General features: G+C 56.0%; 17 protein-coding genes. 4 read left to right on the top strand and 13 right to left on the bottom strand.

All coding sequences use genetic code 11. The features are described 5' to 3' along the window. Positions 1 to 97: 97 nt before the first annotated feature. Complete coding sequence (locus Q7L05_RS09195) at positions 98 to 526, bottom strand: OsmC family protein (RefSeq protein ID WP_303905199.1); 429 nt, start codon at positions 524 to 526, stop codon at positions 98 to 100. 128 nt (positions 527 to 654) lie between these two features. Here Q7L05_RS09195 and crp point away from each other — a divergent pair, with 128 nt between their 5' ends. Further along, a complete protein-coding gene (gene crp, locus Q7L05_RS09190) occupies positions 655 to 1293 on the top strand; it encodes a cAMP-activated global transcriptional regulator CRP (protein ID WP_303905196.1) in 639 nt (212 codons plus the stop codon). Positions 1294 to 1537: 244 nt separating this feature from the next. Here crp and trpC read toward each other — a convergent pair whose 3' ends face one another. The 7 genes from trpC to Q7L05_RS09155 form a co-directional block, all read right to left on the bottom strand. Beyond that, positions 1538 to 2329, bottom strand: a complete 792-nt coding sequence (gene trpC / locus Q7L05_RS09185; RefSeq protein WP_317623112.1) for an indole-3-glycerol phosphate synthase TrpC — start codon at positions 2327 to 2329, stop codon at positions 1538 to 1540. Positions 2330 to 2414: 85 nt separating this feature from the next. Beyond that, positions 2415 to 3437 (bottom strand): anthranilate phosphoribosyltransferase, encoded by a 1023-nt coding sequence (gene trpD, locus Q7L05_RS09180; protein WP_303905204.1) that lies wholly within the window; start codon positions 3435 to 3437, stop codon positions 2415 to 2417. Between the two features lie 86 nt (positions 3438 to 3523). Beyond that, positions 3524 to 4738, bottom strand: a complete 1215-nt coding sequence (locus Q7L05_RS09175) for a multidrug effflux MFS transporter (RefSeq protein WP_303905191.1) — start codon at positions 4736 to 4738, stop codon at positions 3524 to 3526. A gap of 392 nt (positions 4739 to 5130) precedes the next feature. After that, complete coding sequence (locus tag Q7L05_RS09170; RefSeq protein ID WP_303905188.1) at positions 5131 to 5724, bottom strand: anthranilate synthase component II; 594 nt, start codon at positions 5722 to 5724, stop codon at positions 5131 to 5133. Between the two features lie 222 nt (positions 5725 to 5946). Beyond that, positions 5947 to 7230 carry a carboxylate--amine ligase gene (locus Q7L05_RS09165; RefSeq protein ID WP_303905185.1) on the bottom strand — a complete coding sequence of 428 codons (1284 nt, stop codon included), beginning with the start codon at positions 7228 to 7230 and terminating at the stop codon, positions 5947 to 5949. Between the two features lie 494 nt (positions 7231 to 7724). Then, on the bottom strand, positions 7725 to 8951 hold the full coding sequence (locus Q7L05_RS09160; protein WP_303905182.1) for a DegT/DnrJ/EryC1/StrS family aminotransferase: 1227 nt from the start codon (positions 8949 to 8951) through the stop codon (positions 7725 to 7727). 77 nt (positions 8952 to 9028) lie between these two features. Then, positions 9029 to 9154, bottom strand: coding sequence for a hypothetical protein (locus Q7L05_RS09155; protein ID WP_303905179.1), 126 nt, complete (start codon positions 9152 to 9154; stop codon positions 9029 to 9031). Between the two features lie 194 nt (positions 9155 to 9348). Between Q7L05_RS09155 and Q7L05_RS09150 the strand changes: the two genes are divergently transcribed. Continuing rightward, on the top strand, positions 9349 to 10005 hold the full coding sequence (locus tag Q7L05_RS09150) for a sugar transferase (protein ID WP_303905176.1): 657 nt from the start codon (positions 9349 to 9351) through the stop codon (positions 10003 to 10005). Between the two features lie 13 nt (positions 10006 to 10018). Further along, positions 10019 to 10711, top strand: coding sequence for a NeuD/PglB/VioB family sugar acetyltransferase (locus Q7L05_RS09145; RefSeq protein WP_303905173.1), 693 nt, complete (start codon positions 10019 to 10021; stop codon positions 10709 to 10711). Between the two features lie 73 nt (positions 10712 to 10784). Here Q7L05_RS09145 and Q7L05_RS09140 read toward each other — a convergent pair whose 3' ends face one another. Continuing rightward, on the bottom strand, positions 10785 to 11537 hold the full coding sequence (locus tag Q7L05_RS09140; RefSeq protein WP_303905170.1) for a TylF/MycF/NovP-related O-methyltransferase: 753 nt from the start codon (positions 11535 to 11537) through the stop codon (positions 10785 to 10787). A 594-nt stretch (positions 11538 to 12131) separates the two neighbouring features. Here Q7L05_RS09140 and Q7L05_RS09135 point away from each other — a divergent pair. Next, complete coding sequence (locus Q7L05_RS09135; RefSeq protein WP_303905168.1) at positions 12132 to 13469, top strand: PKD domain-containing protein; 1338 nt, start codon at positions 12132 to 12134, stop codon at positions 13467 to 13469. Positions 13470 to 13754: 285 nt separating this feature from the next. Here Q7L05_RS09135 and Q7L05_RS09130 read toward each other — a convergent pair whose 3' ends face one another. The 4 genes from Q7L05_RS09130 to Q7L05_RS09115 all read right to left on the bottom strand — a co-directional run bounded on the left by Q7L05_RS09130 (position 13755) and on the right by Q7L05_RS09115 (position 19673). Then, positions 13755 to 14966 carry a glycosyltransferase family 4 protein gene (locus Q7L05_RS09130; protein ID WP_303905165.1) on the bottom strand — a complete coding sequence of 404 codons (1212 nt, stop codon included), beginning with the start codon at positions 14964 to 14966 and terminating at the stop codon, positions 13755 to 13757. A 425-nt stretch (positions 14967 to 15391) separates the two neighbouring features. Then, positions 15392 to 16519 (bottom strand): glycosyltransferase family 4 protein, encoded by a 1128-nt coding sequence (locus tag Q7L05_RS09125; RefSeq protein ID WP_303905163.1) that lies wholly within the window; start codon positions 16517 to 16519, stop codon positions 15392 to 15394. 63 nt (positions 16520 to 16582) lie between these two features. After that, positions 16583 to 17902: a hypothetical protein gene (locus Q7L05_RS09120; protein ID WP_303905160.1), complete on the bottom strand. Its 1320-nt coding sequence runs from the start codon at positions 17900 to 17902 to the stop codon at positions 16583 to 16585. Positions 17903 to 18227: 325 nt separating this feature from the next. Next, positions 18228 to 19673, bottom strand: a complete 1446-nt coding sequence (locus tag Q7L05_RS09115) for an oligosaccharide flippase family protein (protein WP_303905157.1) — start codon at positions 19671 to 19673, stop codon at positions 18228 to 18230.

Raw genomic sequence — 19673 nt, 5'->3', positions numbered from 1 at the left:
GCCTGCGCGGGGATGACGTCATATTGGCTTCGCGGATCACCTCGAGACGCAATGGTGCCCGCCTGCGGGGATGACGAATCTCCTATGCCGCGCATGTTCAACCGGGCAAGCAGTTACCCCGAATCTCGAATCCGTGGGTGATTTCGGCGACTTTGCCGAGCATGATGGAAGCGGAGCAGTACTTGTCGGCAGAGAGATGCACGGCCCGCTCGACCCGCTTGGGATCCAGATCCTGTCCGGTTACCACGAAGTGGACGTGGATGCGCGTAAAGACCTTTGGATCGTCCTCCGCCCGCTCGGCTTCGATTTCGGCGACGCAATCGCTCACCGGCTGACGGCTTTTCTTCAAAATGTGAACCACGTCAAATGCGGTACATCCGCCCATACCGAGGAGCAGCATCTCCATGGGGCGTACGCCCAGATTGCGGCCACCGTGCTCTGGCGGGCCATCCATGACAACGGCATGGCCGCTATCCGCCTCGCCGAGGAACGTTGCCTGCTCGACCCATTTGATACGCGCCTTCATTGAACTGCCCCCGTTTTTTCCGGTCTTTGTACTGTGTAAACCACTCCATATTACTCCATGCGCTTGCCTGGCTATAGGCAGACTGGTATACGTATGGGAATATTCTGTTAAAAAGTAAAGGAAAGTTCATGAAGGTTACCCCTGCAAAAGGGACGGGCAACCCCTCGATCGATCGTTTCCTCCAACATTGTCACCGCCGTCGCTATCCGGCCAAAAGCACCATCATCTGCGCCGGCGACAAACCGGACGTGCTCTATTACATCCTGGAGGGCTCCGTCTCGGTTCTCATCGAAGACGATGAGGGTCGGGAAATTGTCTTGTCATACCTGAACAAAGGGGAATTTTTCGGCGAAATGGGCCTGTTCGACGAACAACAGGGGCGCAGCGCCTGGGTTCGGGCCCGGACCGAATGCGAACTGGCCGAGATCAGTTACGCCCGCTATCGGCAGCTGGCCGCCGAAGATACCGAAATCCTCTTCGCCCTTGCCGCCCAGATGGCCACCCGCTTGCGTGCCACCAGCCGCAAGGTAGGCGATCTGGCATTCCTGGATGTCACCGGCCGCATCGCCCGCACCCTGCTGGACCTGACCAAGCAGCCCGATGCCATGACACACCCGGACGGTATGCAGATCCGCGTTACCCGCCAGGAACTGGGCCGAATCGTCGGCTGCTCCCGCGAAATGGCGGGCCGCGTACTGAAAGCCCTCGAGGAACAGGGGCTAGTCTGGGTCAAGGGCAAGACCATCGTCGTCTACGGCACGCGGTAGTTCAGTGGCTAGTAGCGAGTGGCGAGTGGCTAGTAGCGAGGAGCGAGGAGCGAGGAGCGAGGAGCGAGGAGCCAGGAGCCTATCCGAGTAGCCATGGGCTCCAAAATGTAGGTTGGCGCTGAGGAACGAAGCCCAACAAAATCAGCGTTGGGGTTCGTATAACTCACCCCAACCTACAAAACACGATTTTCTCGGACAGGCTTCTAGCCACTCGCCACTAGCCACTCGCAACTAGCCACTCGCCTTATTCGAACAGCTCTGCCAATTTCTCCCCCGGATCCTCTGCGCGCATGAAGGCCTCACCGACCAGGAAGGTGTTGACGCCGTGGTTACGCATGAGCCGGACATCCTCCCCGGTGTGAATGCCGCTTTCGGTCACGACGATGCGGTCGTCCGGGATGCTGTCGAGGAGTTCCAGGGTGGTCTCCAGGCGGGTCTCGAAGGTGCGCAGGTCGCGGTTGTTGATCCCCAGCAGCGGGAGTTGCAGCGGGAGGGTGCGCGCCAGCTCTTCGGCATCGTGTACCTCGACCAGCACATCCATGCCCCGTTCCCGCGCGACGCCGGCCAGCTCACTCATCTGATCGTCACCAAGGGCGGCGGCAATGAGCAGAATGCAGTCGGCGCCGATGCTCCTGGCCTCGTGGACCTGATAGGGGTCGATGACGAAATCCTTTCGCAGTACCGGCAGCGAACAGGCCGCCCGGGCCCGACGCAGATACTCGTCGGCCCCCTGGAAGAAATCGATATCGGTCAGGATGGAGAGACAAGCCGCCCCGCCCCGCTCATAGGAGGCGGCGATGGCGTCGGGCTGGAAATCCTCGCGAATGACGCCTTTGCTCGGGGAGGCCTTTTTCACCTCGGCGATGACCGCCGGGCGTCCTGCGGCGAGGCGGGCCTCGATCGCCCCGACGAAGTCGCGCCGTTCCGGGGCCGTGCTCTCGATTCGTTCCTCCAGGAGCCGCAGCGGCACCTGGCAGACCCGCTCGGCGACCTCTTCGGCCTTGCGGGCGATGATCTTTTTCAAAATATCCGGCACTTCAGCCATCTTGGTTCCATACGTCTGTCGAATCGGAGCGGCCGCAGCCGCGAAGCGATGAGGCGGGACGGGCAAGCGTCAGGCGCTATCTCTTCAGACCACGGGTAAAGGTCACCAGCGCATCGAGCTTTTCACGGGCGGCACCGGAGGCGATCACTTCGGTGGCCCTGTCGACGCCAGCCTGGAGGCTGTCGACCAGATCGGCCGCGTAGATGGCGGCGCCGGCATTCAGCCGCACGATGTCCTGTGCCGGTCCCGGCACCCCATCCAGGACGCTGCGCATTACCACCACGGACTGTTCCGGTCCCTCGACCGCGAGTGCGGTGATACTGCACTGCCTGATCCCGAACATTTCGGGCGTAATGCGATAGGTGCTGACCACGCCATCCTTCAACTCGGCAACCAGGGTCGGTGCGCCGATGCTGATCTCGTCCATGCCGTCTTCGGCGTGCACCACGAGAACATGGCGGCTGCCGAGCTTTCCGAGCACTTCGGCCAGGGGTTCGACCCAGTGGTTGGAAAAGACGCCAATCACCTGATGAGGCGCGCCGGCCGGATTGGTGAGCGGCCCGAGTACATTGAAAATCGTGCGCACGCCCATCTCGCGACGCGGCGCAATCGCGTGCTTCATGGCACTGTGATGATGCGGCGCAAACATGAAACCGACACCCACGTCCTCGACACACTGCGCGACCTCGGCCGGGGTGAGATCGAGATTGACTCCGGCGGCCTCCAGCACGTCGGCACTCCCCGACTTTCCGGAGATCGAGCGGTTGCCATGCTTGGCTACCCGGCCGCCGGCTGCGGCAACCACAAAGGCTGCCGTGGTGGAGATATTGAAGGTGCCGATGGCGTCACCTCCGGTGCCGCAGGTGTCCACCAGGTGAGGACCGCCCACCTTTACGCCGGTTGCCAACTCGCGCATGACGGCTGCGGCGGCAGCGATCTCGTCGATGGTCTCGCCCTTCATGCGGAGTCCCACGAGAAAACCGCCGATCTGGGCCGGTGTCGCCTCGCCGGTCATGACGATGCGCATCACTTCGTGCATCTCGGCCTCGGAGAGGTCCCGCCGTTCGGTCACTGTGCGGATGGCCGCCTGCATATCCATGATGGGGTTAACCTTTTTCGAGTGTCTTTTCACGGCTTTCGCCGCTCATCGGTGGAATCGGATTGTCGCGTTGATGGGACAAGTGGTCAAGGCGCGGCGGTGCAGGCAAAACGTCGCCAGCCCCACCAGATGGCCAACCCTGTCAGCACGAAGCCCAGTTGCCCGAAGGCCATGATCAGGGCGGTCCCACCCAGTAACGGCACGCCCAGGCCGGCGACCAACGCATTACCTGCGGTCTGCATAAAGCCCTGAACAGCAGCGGCCGTACCCCGGTTACGGGGGAAATAGTCAAGAGCCACAACGAGCATGGCCGGCAGCGCCAGGGCCATGCCGGTCGCATAGAGGGCCAGCGGGGTTACCACGCCGATTACTGTCGGCGACCATAACTGAAGATGTCCCGCATTCAGCAGTGCAGCGACAGTCATGACGACAAACCCGGCGTTCACGGTCCGCACCGCCCCGAGCCGCTGCGCAAGCCGCCCGGAGAGCCAGGAGCCCAGCATAACGCCGCTCACCATCGGCACAAAGATATAGGCAAAGTCGGCGGCGCCCAGTCCCAGGTGCTCGAAAACCAGTCGGGGCGCCCCGACCACGTAGAGAAACATTCCCGCAAATGCGAAAGTGAAGCAGAGCACCACGGCCATGAAACCCGGGTGGAAAAAGGCTCGCCGGTAGGCGCGGGTCACTTTGACCGGATGGATGGAGCGACGCGCTTCCGGTGCAAGCGTCTCTGGCAGATTGCGCCAAGCGAGCAGCCACACCACTGCCCCCATTGCCGTCAGGAACCAGAAGACGGAACGCCACCCGCTGACTTCCTGGAGGATACCGCCGACGATCGGCGCAACGGCCGGGGCCAGGGCGAAAATCAGCATCACCCGCGACATCACCCGCTGCGCCTCGGCACCGCCAAAGGCATCGCGCACCACCGCACGTCCCACGACCAGTCCCGCGCTCGCGGTCAGGCCCTGGCCGATGCGTAGGAGCAACAGTGTGGAAAAGTCGGTAACCAGCGCACTGGCCGCCGAACAGAGGACATAGAGCCCCAGTCCAAACAGAATCACCGGGCGGCGACCGAATTTGTCGGACAAGGGGCCGTGCGCCAGTGTTCCCACGGCAAAAGCGAGCAGATAGAAGCTCAGCGTCTGCTGCATCGCCGCGGCACTGATACCGAGGTCCCGCTGAATATCCGGGAATGAAGGCAGGTAGGCATCGATGGAGAACGGCGCCACCATCGAGACGGCCGCAACGATCAGTGCGAGTCGGGGCGCGTAACGGCCTTTTTCAGGGTGAACAAAGGGCATGGATGTTTTTCTGCCTGGACGGAGATACTCGTCCCCGGCTTCACAAGCGAAGGGGGACCCGCTCGGTATCGCGTACTAGGAGCCTGTCGGGCTTAGGATGCTCCTACTCGACAACATGCTCCTGCGTTGTCTAATGCCTACATCCCTGTAGGCATGCGCCAGTGGGAGAGCGGCCCAAATTTCCCCGATTTCTCGTTGCGTAGACCCACTCGGCTTTGGCTCCTCGAGAATAGGTTCCAGACATTCTCTAATGCCGCCGTCCATGGCGGCATGCGTCGCTCTAACGACTGCATCCATGCAGTCGTATGCGCCTCGAAACCGTAAAAATTTGGTCTCGCTCTCCCATCTTGCTCGCTACGGGCACCTAAGTCCGACAGGCTCTTGGCGTCGGGCTAACGCACGCCGCCGGGCTGCTTGAGGAAATTGGCCAGCAGGTCGTGGCCGTGGCGGGTGAGGATCGACTCGGGGTGGAACTGGACCCCTTCGAGATTGTACTCGACGTGACGTATACCCATGATCTCCTCCATGTTGCCGCCGGAACCGCCGGTCCATGCGGTAACTTCCAGCACCGGCGGCATTGAGGCCTGCTCGATCACCAGCGAATGGTAGCGGGTTGCCTCGAAGGGGTTATCCAGCCCGGCAAAAACGCCGATATCCTTGTGGTACACCATCGATGTCTTGCCGTGCATGATCTCCCCGGCGCGGACGATGCGGCCACCGAATGCCTGACCAATGGCCTGATGCCCCAGGCACACGCCAAGGATGGGCAATTTCCCGGCAAAGTGCCGAATCGCCTCGACCGAAATCCCCGCCTCCGTGGGTGTACAGGGTCCCGGCGAGATCACCAGGTGGTCGGGCGCCAGGCGCTCGATCGCCTCGATCGAGATCTGGTCATTGCGGTGCACCTCCACCTGCGCCCCCAACTCGCCGAAATACTGCACGAGGTTGTAGGTAAAGGAGTCGTAGTTGTCGATCATCAGGATCATGACGGAACCCACTGTTCAAATGCATAGAGCGCTGGCAACGCTGCTGAAAAGATTCTTTTCCCTCTCTCCTGGTGCTTTTCCGCGGCCTGCCAGTGATTCGGCATGCCGCCTTCCGCGGCACGCCGTCCCAATGATAACGCGTTTGGCTCTGCGACGGCAGGAACCGTTCTCCGGAATGGCCGTCGTTGGCATGACGTGGAGTCCAACGGTTGATTTTCCAGCTCAGCCGCCCCGCCAGGGAGGTGCTTTGGACTTGTTGAACATCTGCGGTTCCGAGTGCTTCAGTATGCGGGACTCGGGAAGTATCCAGTGGGCACCGGGGAGAAACTGCAGGAATTCGAAGAGACCGGGTCTGATGTCTTCAAAGCGAAACACCGCATTTCGCGCCTTGAGGTCTCCGGCCGTACTGACAAAGGCCAATAACGCCCTGAACTTTGCTCCCCGATCGGCACGGGACCCGAAGACCATCAACAGGCGGTGCAGGTCGCCCAAGAACCATCGACTCCGAATACCCACCTTGTATTCGTTTACAGCCGGGAAACGGATTCGTTCACGATCCCGCTTCCCGAGATTGAACGACAAAAGCGGGAAATTGATGCCGGCGTCCAGAGCCAGCTGCAGTGACCCCCAAAACCTGGGATTGATTTCCATTAAATAGGGGATACCGTCAGGCGCGACCCTGAACTCGAACATCGCTGGTCCGTGCCATCCGACTTTTTGCAGAATGCGTTCCGCCGATTGCTGCAACAAGTAGCTGAAGGGCGCGCTTTCGGAAAGTGTACTGACTCCACCTTCCGGTGGTCGCTCGCGAAGTCGGCGATGGGAGAACCAGGCCAGGCCGGCATTCCCGTCAAAGAGTACAAACAGGCCGGCACCGTAACCCTCGATGACTTCCTGAACCAAAAACGATCCGTGACGGAATGCAGGCCCGTTTTCCAGTGCGGTCTCGAGCCCCTGCCTGTCCTTGATCACCTCCACCTTGCCTGCCAGATACCGGGACTCCGCCCAGACGCTGGAACGGCAGGGCTTGAGTACAACCGGATACCCTCCGAGCTGTTCGACTGCCCCTGCCACACGGGAGCAGTCGACCCCGGGTTCCATCAAACGGCTCTTCGGAACGGCAACCCCCACCTCGCGGGCCAATTTGAGCACCTTTCCCTTGTGGCTGAGGATGTCGAAAGCGGTTTCGGGGCCGAACGGGATACGGCTGCCGAATTGTTCTTTGGCTTTCATCACCAGGGAGAGGGTCGAGTCGGTCATCGGTAGCACGAAATCAACCGATTCTGTTTCCAGGGCACCAGCCACCGTGCGGATAAAACCTTCGGGTTCTTCATCCGGAGCAGGGTATTGCAGAGTCGCCTCACAATAGCGCGAAACTCCTGCCAGACACAGGCGTTTCGGATCACCGACAATCACCCGGAATCCCTGTTTACCTAGCGCCCGTGTCGCTGCAAGTGCATTACGATGATTGCCATCCAGCACCAAAGCACACGCCTGTTCCTGCATAACGGGTTCTCCGTGAACAATAGTTTGGCCCCATCCCTGAAGCCGCTTGCCACCGGGCTGTTTTCGAGTCCCGGGTTACCCACTGACCCCGGGGCTCGCATCTCTTCCCCTTCCATCCACAAGCACTCAACAATTGGCGTAACTGCTCGCCCGGTTGATTCATGCGCGGCATAGAAGATTCTCATCCCCGCGCAGGCGGGGATCCATTTCGGGCCATGCCGCTGCTCTCTGGATTCCCGCCTACCCCCCGCCTGCGCGGGGGTGACAGGGGATGACGGGGGAGTGAGCAGTTACCAATTGGCTTGAACAGGATGACCCGGGCGGGTCGGCTAAATAGCTGTTCTGAAATCGTGTCCAAACACGCTCCTTTGGTGACATGTCGAGATTCACGTAGCGGCGGCGGAAGCCGCGATTTGGCATTATCGCGACTTCCGTCGCTCCTACATGCATGGGCACCAATTTGGAACATGTGTCTAGCGTGCTTGTCGCACTGGTTACAAGAGGCCGGGGTGATGGTGCTGCCGGTCGTACGGGGTTGCCGGCATCTTCATTGCGGCACGCGCCATTACGTCCTGCAGTGCATCACAGGTCAGGCTAATCTGTGATTCGGTTAGCGTGGGGTGGACCATGAACATCAAGCTCGTCTCGCCGAGTTCCTTTGAATTCGGCAATGACTTTCCAGGTTTCCAGCCGATTTTTTCAAAAGCTTTTTCCCGATAGATCTCGGAACACGACCCCGAACCGCAAGGAACACCGAGGCGATTCATCTCGTTCATTATGCGATCCCGATTCCATCCATAAGCCAGCCGTTCGGGTTCGACAAAGACATAGCACTTGTACCAGCCATGCTCTATCCCGTCCGGAGTGTCCGGAACACGCAGGGCCGGACACTCCCCCGCTGCTTCGAGAATAGTCCGCGCATTGCGGTGGCGTGCCTGATGCCACTGTTCCATTCTGGTCAGCTGTATGCGGCCAACCGCGGATTGTATTTCGGTCATGCGGCCGTTTGTCCCGAACGAATCATGCAACCAGCGAAACCCCGGTGGATGTTCCTTGTTGTACACCGCATCGAAGCTTTTCCCGTGGTCTTTATAAGACCAGGCCCTGGACCAGGTTTCCTCGCTCTGGGTGGTCAGCATTCCACCCTCACCTGCGGTGGTCATAATCTTGTCCTGGCAAAACGACCACGCCGCGGCATGACCCCAACTGCCTACCGACCTGCCCTTGTAGCGGGCGCCATGGGCCTGTGCACAATCCTCAATCACGTAGAGTCCATACCGGTCCGCCAACGCCATGATCGATTCCATATCGCACGGCCAGCCTGCCAGGTGGACACAGATAATCCCCCGGGTCCGGGAGGTAATGGCCTTTTCAATGCTCTCAGCCGTTATGTTCTGGGAGTTTCGGTTGACGTCGGCGAAAACGGGCGTGCCGCCGCTTCTGACGATTGTGCTGGCAGATGCGATAAAGCTGCGCGGCGAGACCACCACTTCGTCTCCAGCACCGATACCGACGGCTTGTAGTGCCACCTCCAGCGCCATGGTTCCGTTGGCCAGTGCGACGGCATATCGACTCTCCGACCATGCAGCAAACTCCTGCTCGAATCGCCTGCACTCCTGTCCCGTCCAGTAATTGACTTTATTGGAAAGCAACACTTCCTTGATGGCCTCAGCCTCCTCCAGGGTGAAGCTGGGCCAATCAGCGAAAGGGGTATTCAGCATCTAACTCGCTCCTTGAGTTAACTACGCGGTTCCCTCTTCCCGAGCATAGTGAAGCAGCCAAACCCGTCAAATGGGTTTCACACCTTCACTGCGTCCGGGAACTCGAACTGGTGGCCCATGCGGGAAATAATGTAACTCTCATAGCCGGCGTTGTACTCGCTTGGCCGCTCCTGCGCATCCATGCGCTCGCGGCATTCGTGCATCCCTGCACATCAATCAGGCCCGCTAGTCCTGCGCTCGTGCGCCTTGCCTATGAGCTTTATGGAACGGCTTAGAGTTACACTACTTTCCGCATGGCCCACCAAGACCGGCCTGCCCATCGACCAGCCCTTTGCCTTACGGTTGATGCGGGTCTATTCTGTTCCTGTTGTTGAGACCACCATAATGGAGAGCCGGGATGCTCGCACGGAAGCGAATCTTCGATGTTCTAGTCGCGTCTATCTTTTCCTTACTGCTCCTGCCCCTGCTGGCTCTCATTTCGCTGGCCATACTCGTCTCGATCGGACGGCCGATCCTGTTTTCGCACATCCGCCCGGGACTCCACGGCCAACCTTTTACGCTCTACAAATTTCGCACGATGACGGACGCTCGCGGTCAAAACGGCGATGTGCTCTCCGACTCGGAACGTCTCACCGGAATCGGTGCCTTTCTGAGGATCACAAGCCTGGACGAGCTACCGGAACTCTATAACGTCCTAAAAGGCGACATGAGTCTCGTTGGCCCCCGACCTCTGTTGATCCGGTATCTCCCCTACTACACCCCGTCGGAAAACAAGCGTCACGATGTCCGTCCGGGCATTACCGGGCTGGCTCAGATCAATGGCCGGCATTTACTCGGTTGGGATCAACGGCTTCAACTGGACGTATGGTATGTGGAGAACTGGTCGATGATGCTGGATTTGAAGATCCTCTGGCGCACCGCGTTCAAGGTGATCACCAAGGAGGATTCGCTGGCCGACCCGACCATGGCTGGACTGCCCGATCTCGATGAAGAGCGACGTTCTCGACTACACCGTCGCTCTCTTGGGGCGAGTAATGAAGCGACCGGCAGCTAGGCGAGGAACCGTCATGCACATTGAGGCAGCCGACAGTGATGCCCGGGGAAAGGCCATGACCGACATCAAGGCAGTTACCGAAATTCTCATGTTCGGAGCCGGCGGGCACGCGGCTGCCGTATCCGACGTCATCAGGGACATTGGAGATTTCCATATTTCGGGCGTGATCGATGATTCGTTAGAACTGCAGGGCAAGCGACTTTTCGGGAGCGTGGTCATCGGTGGACACCAGCAGGTTTACATGGATGGCCTGGAAACGATTGCGATATTCCTCGGAATCGGGGATAACCTTACCCGGGCCCGAATCGCCCGGTCTTTGGCGGACAGGGAATTCCCGATTCTCGTCCACCCGACCGCCCATGTCGGCACGAATGTATCGTTGGGTGAAGGGACGGTCGTCATGCCTCGCGCCATTATCGAAAACGGTGCGAAGGTAGGTGCTCACTGCATCATCAATAACGGGGCCGTGGTGGGACATGGATCGGTCGTTGAAGACTATTGCCATGTCAGCGGAAATGCCGTATTGGCCGGGGGCGTCAGCCTGGGTGAACGCTGCCTGGTCGGCATTGGTGGATGCGTGTTGCCGAACGTTGCAATAGGGCAGGATTCAATCGTGAGTGCCGGCAGTGTCGCAAACCGTTCGGCCCCCGAGCGGCACTATATTATGAGTCCAAGTGCCCGAATCATCCGCCGCTATAAAAAATAACCGGCAGCCTTTTTTGTCAGTTCTTCACAAGTAAATCGATACGTCTGGATTAGCAGCCATCGTAAGAGGCAGTTCACAAGCTATCGGCCGACTCAAACAGGGAATCGGCCGCGATAATGGAATCACCCTGCGCGGCAAGAGGAGGAATAGCCACGTTAGCGGCAGTGGTCTTTATGACCAGTGCTTGCCCGGTCGGCAGCACCAGCGGCTGTTCATCGATTTCGGCAAAAAATTCATCCACTGCACGGCGAGTCGAATGACGATAGGGATAGAATCCGTAATCATTGAACAGCATGACTCCGCCCGGAACCATTCGCGGCCAGAACCACTCGCAGCAAGCCCGATTCGTGGGATAGAGGTCCACATCGATGTTCGCCAGTGAATACTGCGCATCTTCCCGAACCTGGGCAAAGGTATTCGGAATCAGCCCGGCGTAAAACCGGCATCGCGGCAGATGTTCACTCAACCGCTCCTTGACCCTCTCCAGGGAGGTATTCGAGAAACTGCCAGGCGCATGATAATCGCGCGCGGCAACCGCGATGGAGGGGACCCCCTCGAATGTATCGAAGAGATCGAGGCGCGCCGGCGAGGCGTTTCTTGCCAATGTCGACGCGATCACATGCGCAGAGCCGCCCTGATAGACCCCGCATTCGGCCACATCCCCGACTAGGCGAGATGCGCGGCGTATCAACTGATGCAACACGTACGTGCGATCAGGGGATGCCATCAGCGCACCACTCTGGCGCGTCGACTTCAAGAGTGTCGCAAATTCATCGTCGCCCTGGTCGTTGAACCAGGGTGTAAACACCCGACGTCCAAAAGGCACTTGCAGCGTGTACTCTTTGCCGGTGTAGAGGCGGGACTCAACCCACCTCCAGAAGCTATACCAGGGTTTCCTCGCGATCCTCCCTATTCTCGGAATGTTCGCACGCTTCACACGCTCTGCCCACCATCAAGTTACCTGTGTCTAATAATAAGGTAGGCGAAATTGTGGTATTTAAAAGGCGCAGCTGTAAGAATCGCTAAGTTTCATTGCGCGTCGGCATAGTGCCTCGACTATCAGTCACCCTGCGAAGCTTTCGCCGAAGCGCTAAATGGTGGACTTGAAACTCGATTCCGCCCGTTAATCAGGATATGCGCTCTGCCACCAAATATGTCCACGGGTGCGGATATCGCTCGGGGTGCTTCGACGGTCCATTTTCCCTCCAATCTACGATACCTCGTTTAACTGCTCAGGCAATGCATTTCGAACTGGGTTTCAGCAGAATGTCGACGCTATCACAACGTCCGCTATTCTTGGAAAAACTCCGAGTGAACTTGCAGTCTAGCTCACAGCACAATAGGCCACGTTAATTTGAAATGTCGCCCAGCTACTTTGTCGAGATAACTCGGATTTTTCTTAACTAGCGGGGGGCGCCAAGTGAAAGTCGCTAATTCGGTAATATTTGCAATCGTTGGAATCATTTTTTCAATGATTGGAGCAGGGTCTGCCATCGCAGCAGAAGCAGTGATAGAGGTGGGGGCGCAGCAACATGTCGGCTTCAAACTGGCGCTTGATGGGACGTATTCAACGGGCAAGAATCCATTGGGTGAACCTGACAGCGATGGTGACAGATTCGGTATAAAACATTATACCTGGGCCTTTGGAGATGGGACACCAAAAATAAGTGGAGAGTACTCGAATACGGTAACACATACTTACAATGAATCTGGCACCTACACCGTCAGGCTTACTGTAACTGATTATCACGGAATCACAGATTCGGTAACGACCGATATAGCTGTCATAGTCCTACCCAATGTAACCGTTTCAGGAAGTACTGGTGCGGCCATACAATCTGCCATCGATTCATTAGGTGGTGCCGGTATCGTGCACATCCCCGCGGGAACATACTCGGTCGCCGAGACGTTGCGCATACCACACGGAGTAACACTTAAAGGGGATGGACCTGACAAGTCAGTTTTAAAAAACACGTCCAGTACCAACCAGTACTTTTTATGGCCAACCGGCGATAATGTGCGAATCACAGGACTCGGGATAGCTGGACCAGGGGACAGCAACTACGGTATCTACAACGGCGGGCGCAGAAACCTTTTTATTGATAATTGTGACATACACGGCTTTCAATATGCTTCCACTGTGACAGGCGGCGGCTCTACCACGTACGAAAACAACTTTATTCATAACAACCCAACGCCAGGCTACGGATACGGAATAATGGTCACTAATGCCGGCTATGCCATCGCACGAAACAATGAATTTTCCAATAATCGGCATAACGTAGCCTCAGGTGGAAACGGCTATACTGCCACAAATACCGGCTATGATTTCATTAATAACCACGTTCAGTATGCGGACGAAGCAGCTGTTGATGTCGAACTTGATGCACACGCAGGCGCAAATGGGCGTATAAGAATCGTAGACAATCTGGTTGAAGACGTAATGTATTTCGCAGGGTTTAGAGATGGATGGGGAGAAATACGAAATAACGTATTACGGAACGTTTCCGGTTATCTAATGCGCATCGGCCCTCCGACACATAATGGCACACCTGTCACCGGCGCCGGGCTCCGTCACTTTCACTTTCAAAATAATGAAGCTACTAATAGCAGCACGCGACTCTGGCTCGAACAAGGAGAAAATATTTGGTTTAATTGCCGAAGAGTCGACAACCTGATCCCCGTAACCGATCTCCCACTGGATTGGAATGATTGTGCCGCAGCACCCAATCCCCCAACAGGACTGATGGTCAACTGAAGCTCTGAGGTGTATCTAGCAGCATCCGGTCGGCTGGCACCCGGATGCTGCCATTCTTAGGCGGTGGATACTAGCAGGCTGTTAAAAAACCCGGCCCACAAACACAACTTACCAGAAAATGGCACGAACATGAGTGTACGAGTTCATGTCACAGTATAACAATGGACACTATCCCGTAACATTCAGCAAATAAAACATCGCAGCCAAGGTCAGCCGGCGACAGAAATTGTCGGTGCAATGCGTTCGGCACGATGATTGGCTAATAGACTGGTCGCGTATCTTCAATCAATCAGTCGCGCCGAGTAAAACTCGTTCCACTCTCGCCGCCAAATCGTCCCAGGAAAATTGACTCTCTGCCAATGCGCGCGCGTGCCCTCCCGCTCGCTCCAGCCAGGCGTCATCTTTTACTTTTTCCACAATCAGCTGCGCTGCGGAACGCGTGTCGTCGTTTCGCAAGATAACTCCTGCTTCATGCTGTTCGGCAAGCTGAGATGCCCAACCTACATAGTTCGCAAATACTGGTTTACCTGCTGCCAGTGAGTCAAAAAATTTGTTTTGTACCGAATGTCGATAAAGAAGCTCACAGTCCTGCATAGTCATTATCGATGCATCTGCATCCGCGTACAGTCGCGGAACTTCTTGCTGCGGGATAGAACCTAAGAACCGAATGGTTTTATTCAAGCACCCGGTTTTTTCTGCAAATCTCTCGAGCTCCAGGCGAAGTGAACCATCGCCGGCCACAAGCAACACAATGGGCGCTCCAATTCTCAAAAATTCTACTGCCAAATGAACAAGAAATGTTGGCCCATGTGCCGGCCCAAGCCCTCCACAGTAAACAAGCACCCTGTCTCGGTTGAACCTTTCCGGTTTACTTTCATCTGTACAGGTAACAGCACGAACCGAAGCAAAGCGCTCCAAATCCGCCGCATTTGAAATTACCGATATTTTTTCCAACGGAACTCCTTTTCCAGAAACGAAATCCCTCATCGTTGGAGTTAAAGCAATTATATGTTTTGCGCGAGAATAGGCGAAGCCCTCCAATCGCCGACTCGCCCAACGAACTCCGGTATTTTTTAACACACCCATTGCGATAGGCACATCCGGCCAGAGATCGCGAAGCTCAAAAATCATTGGGGTATTGGTACGCCAAGAAGCATACGCACCCGGGATAGCAATCGTTAGCGGTGTACTTGTGGCATATACAACATCACCCTTGAGAGCGGCAGCTCGACCTGCCGAGTAGGTCGCAAATCGGATAAAAGCTTTAATTCGGGCTTTAAAATCCATGAGATTTGAATATTCTACCGGAAGCCAATGCACACGCATCCCGCCTTCGATGCTTTCAAACCAACCCGACCGCTTATCAGGTGTGCGCCATGAAGTCACCATATGTACATCATGCCCCGCAGCTACAAGGCGCCTCCCAATCTCGTAAGATCTTGTGCCGCCAACCATTTCTGGTGTATTAAAATACTGATGAAGATATATGATACGCATCAGATGCTTGCTCCAACGAATAACATGCCACAAGCACTTCGACATGCAGGATTCTTATCTGCTATACCCGTTTTTCCCGTGCATTGAAATTCCCGCTGCCTAACGATGTTCGATTCGTCGGCTTGTGAGCAACATATCGATTGTGTGTGGGCGGCTTTCATATCTGTCCGCTCGTCGCTTCGCCGCTGCCGCTTGATACCTCCCTCTACCGCCATTACGGTGGAACTCCAGTATTTTTCGCCCGAGGCGCTGGAGCGAAAGCTTTTTCGCCGGCCTGGCGCTGTATTACCTGCCTTTCAGCAGCGTTGATATAATCATCGAGATCGATAATTCCGCTGTCCCCACTTTACGGTCGGGCCTGCGAGGCAGGCCTACACTGCTGGTCAATTGGTTCGATTCAAACTGAATCCGACTCCGCTCATTATCTAGCATTCAGTGCGAAATAGATTTCCATAGAGGTCCAATAGTTTTTTTGCTTCGTTTTGCCAGTTAAAGCGTTCCCGCACAGCGCGTTTTCCATTCTCACCCATTTGTCTAGCCTGCTTAGGATTCGTTATAAAGCGATCTACAGCAGCAGCAATGTCCTCCGGATACAAAGGATCAACACAGACGCCACACTGACCTTGCTCGATTATTTCCCTCCACAAGGGAAATCTAGACGCGATTACCGGTAGACCCGCACTCATATATTCGAACATCTTTACCGGTAGCGCATCCATATAGTTGATCGTCGGATGGAGTGTCACCACGCCCGCCATGGAACGTGCCAGAACCTGACGAACTTGTTCCCGGCTTAGCCACCCTAATTGGTCGACACCTTCCCAACCTGCGTAAGATTTCACTTCACGTTCGGTTTTCGTATCGGAAAACCGCCCACCCAACTGCAAACGAGCTCCACTTTTCACATGCCCGACCGCACGCACCATTTCCTTTATGCCACGACTAGCCGTGATATCGCCGACATAACATATCTGATGTTGCTTCAGTGACCAATCCACATCTTCTTCAGCCAGCTCTCCGAGTATCGGAAAGTTGTTAACATCTACCGAGTTTGAATTTATCGCAAGAAACTTTTCCCGAATAAATGGCGTCGCCGCAACGACGGCATCTAATTGCCGGCAAACCCAGGCTTCGTACCTCCTGAACGCGTTCGAACAAAGCCATCTGGAGGGCTTGCTCAGATAAGACTTCCCCCGGATTTGCAAGGGCACATCTTCATGTGAATCAAAAATCACCTTTTTTCCCATTCGCTTTAACTTTAGTCCGGCCGGGAGCAACTCAGGATCATGCAGGTGATAGACATCACCGTTTAGTCGCTTAGCTTTTTCCAGAACTTTTTGCGTCGTGCGGGTAAACCGGTCTTTGCGCCCCTTCGGCAACCCAACGTCGTAGATAGAAACTCCGTTTTTTTTTGCATCCCCCTTTCCATCGGCCACCACCAGTTCCACACAATAGCCCGCTTTGGCAAGGGACTGCGCTTCCTTTATGAATATGCGTGTGTCATTACGGGCGTGGACCGATGTAAGGTGACAAACCTTGAATTGAAGTTGCATATGTGCGTCTCACGTCGTTTAGCGCCGCCTCTGAGAAGCGGACCGGTGCAAGAAAAGCAAGATTTATCGCGAACTGGTCAACCACACACCCTTGGCGTGGACTCTCCCCGACGAGAGCAGGATTGCTCTCGCGAAGAAACCCCACCCGAGTGCCGCGATCGGCCAAAATATGGGTTTGGCGGCACTTACGAGTAACAGTGAGGAGAAATTTATTGTGAATGCCAACATCCACGCAGGGTCTTGCGTTTTCATAGCGAGCAGGCGCTTGATAGAAATCAGCAAAGGTGACAGGGATAGCAACAAGTACCAGAAGAACCCAAGCATGCCGTAATTGACCCAGCCCGAAAGCATATTGTGGGCATAGTTACCAGTTCCACCACCCTCAGCCACATGTCCTCCAAAATAGCCGAACACCGGTGTGTCCAACAGCTGTCGGATTGCGATCTCGTTTAGCCACTGCCTACTTTGCCACGAGCTGGAGGAAGGCAAATTCAGAATTTCCAACTGCCGGCTCTGGACCAAGGATTCGTACCCGACAGCAACCACAACCGAAGTGCCAATAATCGTCGCAATCATGACCACCGCATAACGGCTATCTTTTAGCGTCAGTATGGAGACCATCAGCAAGGTGGTAGCCACAAATGCATAAAACTCCGAGCGAGCGCCGAGGAGGAACAGGATAAAAAGCCCCCCCATCAGTATTACAATACGCTGTTTGATTGTGCTGGCGACCGACAGGAGAATAATCAGAATCACAAGTGCGCTTCGCGCAAACCCCTGATAGCTCGCCACATTATCTGCGTCATACATGCGACTGACATTGAACGTCAGTTCACCCATCTGGAAGACATGGAGCAGCAGGAAACCGAAGATGAGTAGAAATGAACCCGCGAGGGTACGGTATAGCGTTGACGAATGTCCGGGCAAAAACATCCCGACAAAAAACAGCGCCAACCACAGAACTGCAGTCTCAACCGACTGAATGAATGCCACTTTTACATAAGCACCGTCCAAAACAGTGGTATGTGTAAAAGCCCAGATGAGGGTAAAGACGATAAACCCGAAAACGGCCAGCACATAGGTGCTGACGACGTTGGCATATCCCCGCAGAATCAGGGGAAACAGGGCAGCAAAGGTCACCATCAACAATGCAGATGAGAATCCGAACAAACCGTCCAGAATGGAGGGCAGAGTGACGTCAAACGCCGCCACAGAAAAGTGAACAAACAGAAAACCGGGAAAGAGAACAATCAACCCGCCCACCGATACGAGCTCGGCCATATGCCAAGGATCGAGGATTCGTTTCCGCATATGACTCATGGAAGGCCAGAGAGCACCCTCATCGCCATAACGGCCATCAACATTCGTTACTGGCGATGACATCGGCTAGCCTTGTTACCTCTGACACCTCAGGTCCTATGGCCTGCAGCACTCTTGTAGGTAGTACCAACACCCTCGCGGCGAATTTCAGAACGAACGCGCTTGTATACTCATCCATAAGCAAGCTATTCCGTTGTTCACGAGCGTCCGAGGAACACCCAAAAAAAAAGCGGCGGCAGGAAAAAGCATCTGAGCTACCCGCGCCGTAAGGATTGATGATCCTGACCCGCCCCGGACAAATGCGGCCCTTGGCTGTCCCGGCACTGCCAAAAAAGTATAGTCGTTCAAGAATCGTCACAGCCGGATCCGGGCTCCTGATAACGACCATCTATTGCCAAGCCCTTTTCATCAAAAAGAGATATCTACTCGCCACCATCAAACCCGTGAGCCCAAAAGCAGCAGACCACAGGAAACTATCGTCGGTCGAAGTGTAAAGTACCAACAGGGGCGAAACGGAGAACGCTGACCAAACCAGGGCACGGGCGGTCCCCGCCCAACTGGCTGTCCAGTCATTTCCGGATGCACGCATTAACCAGATGAGAAAAACGAGATAGCAGGCCGCGCTGCTCAAAGAGAACAGGGCAACCGCAATCAATACATCACCCAGGTATGCACCGAACAGCAGTGCAACCAGCCTCGTGCCGAGCAAGAGTCCCTGGAACAGCATTTCGTGAAACTGTTTTTCCAGCACGGAAAACAGGGTGCTGAGCGGAGAGGTAACAAGGACCAGGTATCCCCAGGGCGCCATCCACTGTGCAAACAGACCTGCCTGCCGCCACTCCTGTCCAAACGCTATGGCGAAAATCTCGGGGCCGGCGAGTGCCAGGATCAAGGTGGGAGGCATCGCGATGTGCGCGAGTTTCTCGTGTATGTCCGCCACCAGATCACCCAACACGCCATTTCTTCGCGCTTCTGCAGCGCTCGAAAAAAAAACGTCGGCAATACCTTTGCCGATCAATCCCATAGGGGCTGTAAGGACACGCTGTGCCAGCAGGTAAACTCCTGCCGCTCCGCTACTGAAGAGCGCCGCGAGGAGCAGAAAGGGGAGCTGCTGACCGACCGCGTTGAACACACTGCCCCAGGTGGAAAATAGAGGAAAATGCTTGTAACGCCGCGCGGCTTGACCGATGCCTGGCAGGCGTACTCTTTTGAAAACATTCCAGCGCTGACGAACCGCCAACGTACCGAGACCCGTGACACCTGCAGCATGTCCAGTCACCTGTCCCAGCAACAGTGCCAACGGACCAAGCGTAAACCCGGCCAGTTGCACACCCACCATACTGAACCCTTGCATCAATTTGGTACGTGCCACTGCCGAGAAGGCCCCGGTTCTTATGGCCCAGTAATTGAAGACCTGGTAGATACCTGTCAGCAATACACCGACAGGCAGCAGCCACAGAAAATCCGCCAGTGCAGGTGCATTCAGCGCCTCGGCGATGGTGTGGCGAAAAAGAAAAGTGGCCAGTGCAGTAAGCAGCGCCATACCTAATACGACCAACAGACTGAGAGCGACGACGTGAGCAGCCTCTTCATCACTTTCGGGGAGGGGGATGGCGAGTTGATACCGTAAGCTTGAGACTACCGTCGTGATTCCCAGCAGCGCGGTGTAGACCGCGAGAAGTCCAAAGTCTTCGGGACCATAAAGACGGGTTAACAGAGGAGAGGCGAGGATCACAATCCCCTGGCCTACTGCCGTTCCTCCCGCAAGAATGGAAACGCTGCGGGCAAAGCGGTTTTTCGGGAGCAGACTTCTGACGATCGCTTTGGCAGACAT

This window comes from Thiohalomonas denitrificans, from assembly GCF_016841685.1.
Taxonomy (GTDB): domain Bacteria; phylum Pseudomonadota; class Gammaproteobacteria; order Thiohalomonadales; family Thiohalomonadaceae; genus Thiohalomonas; species Thiohalomonas denitrificans_A.
This window is presented reverse-complemented; position numbering and strand designations above follow the sequence as displayed.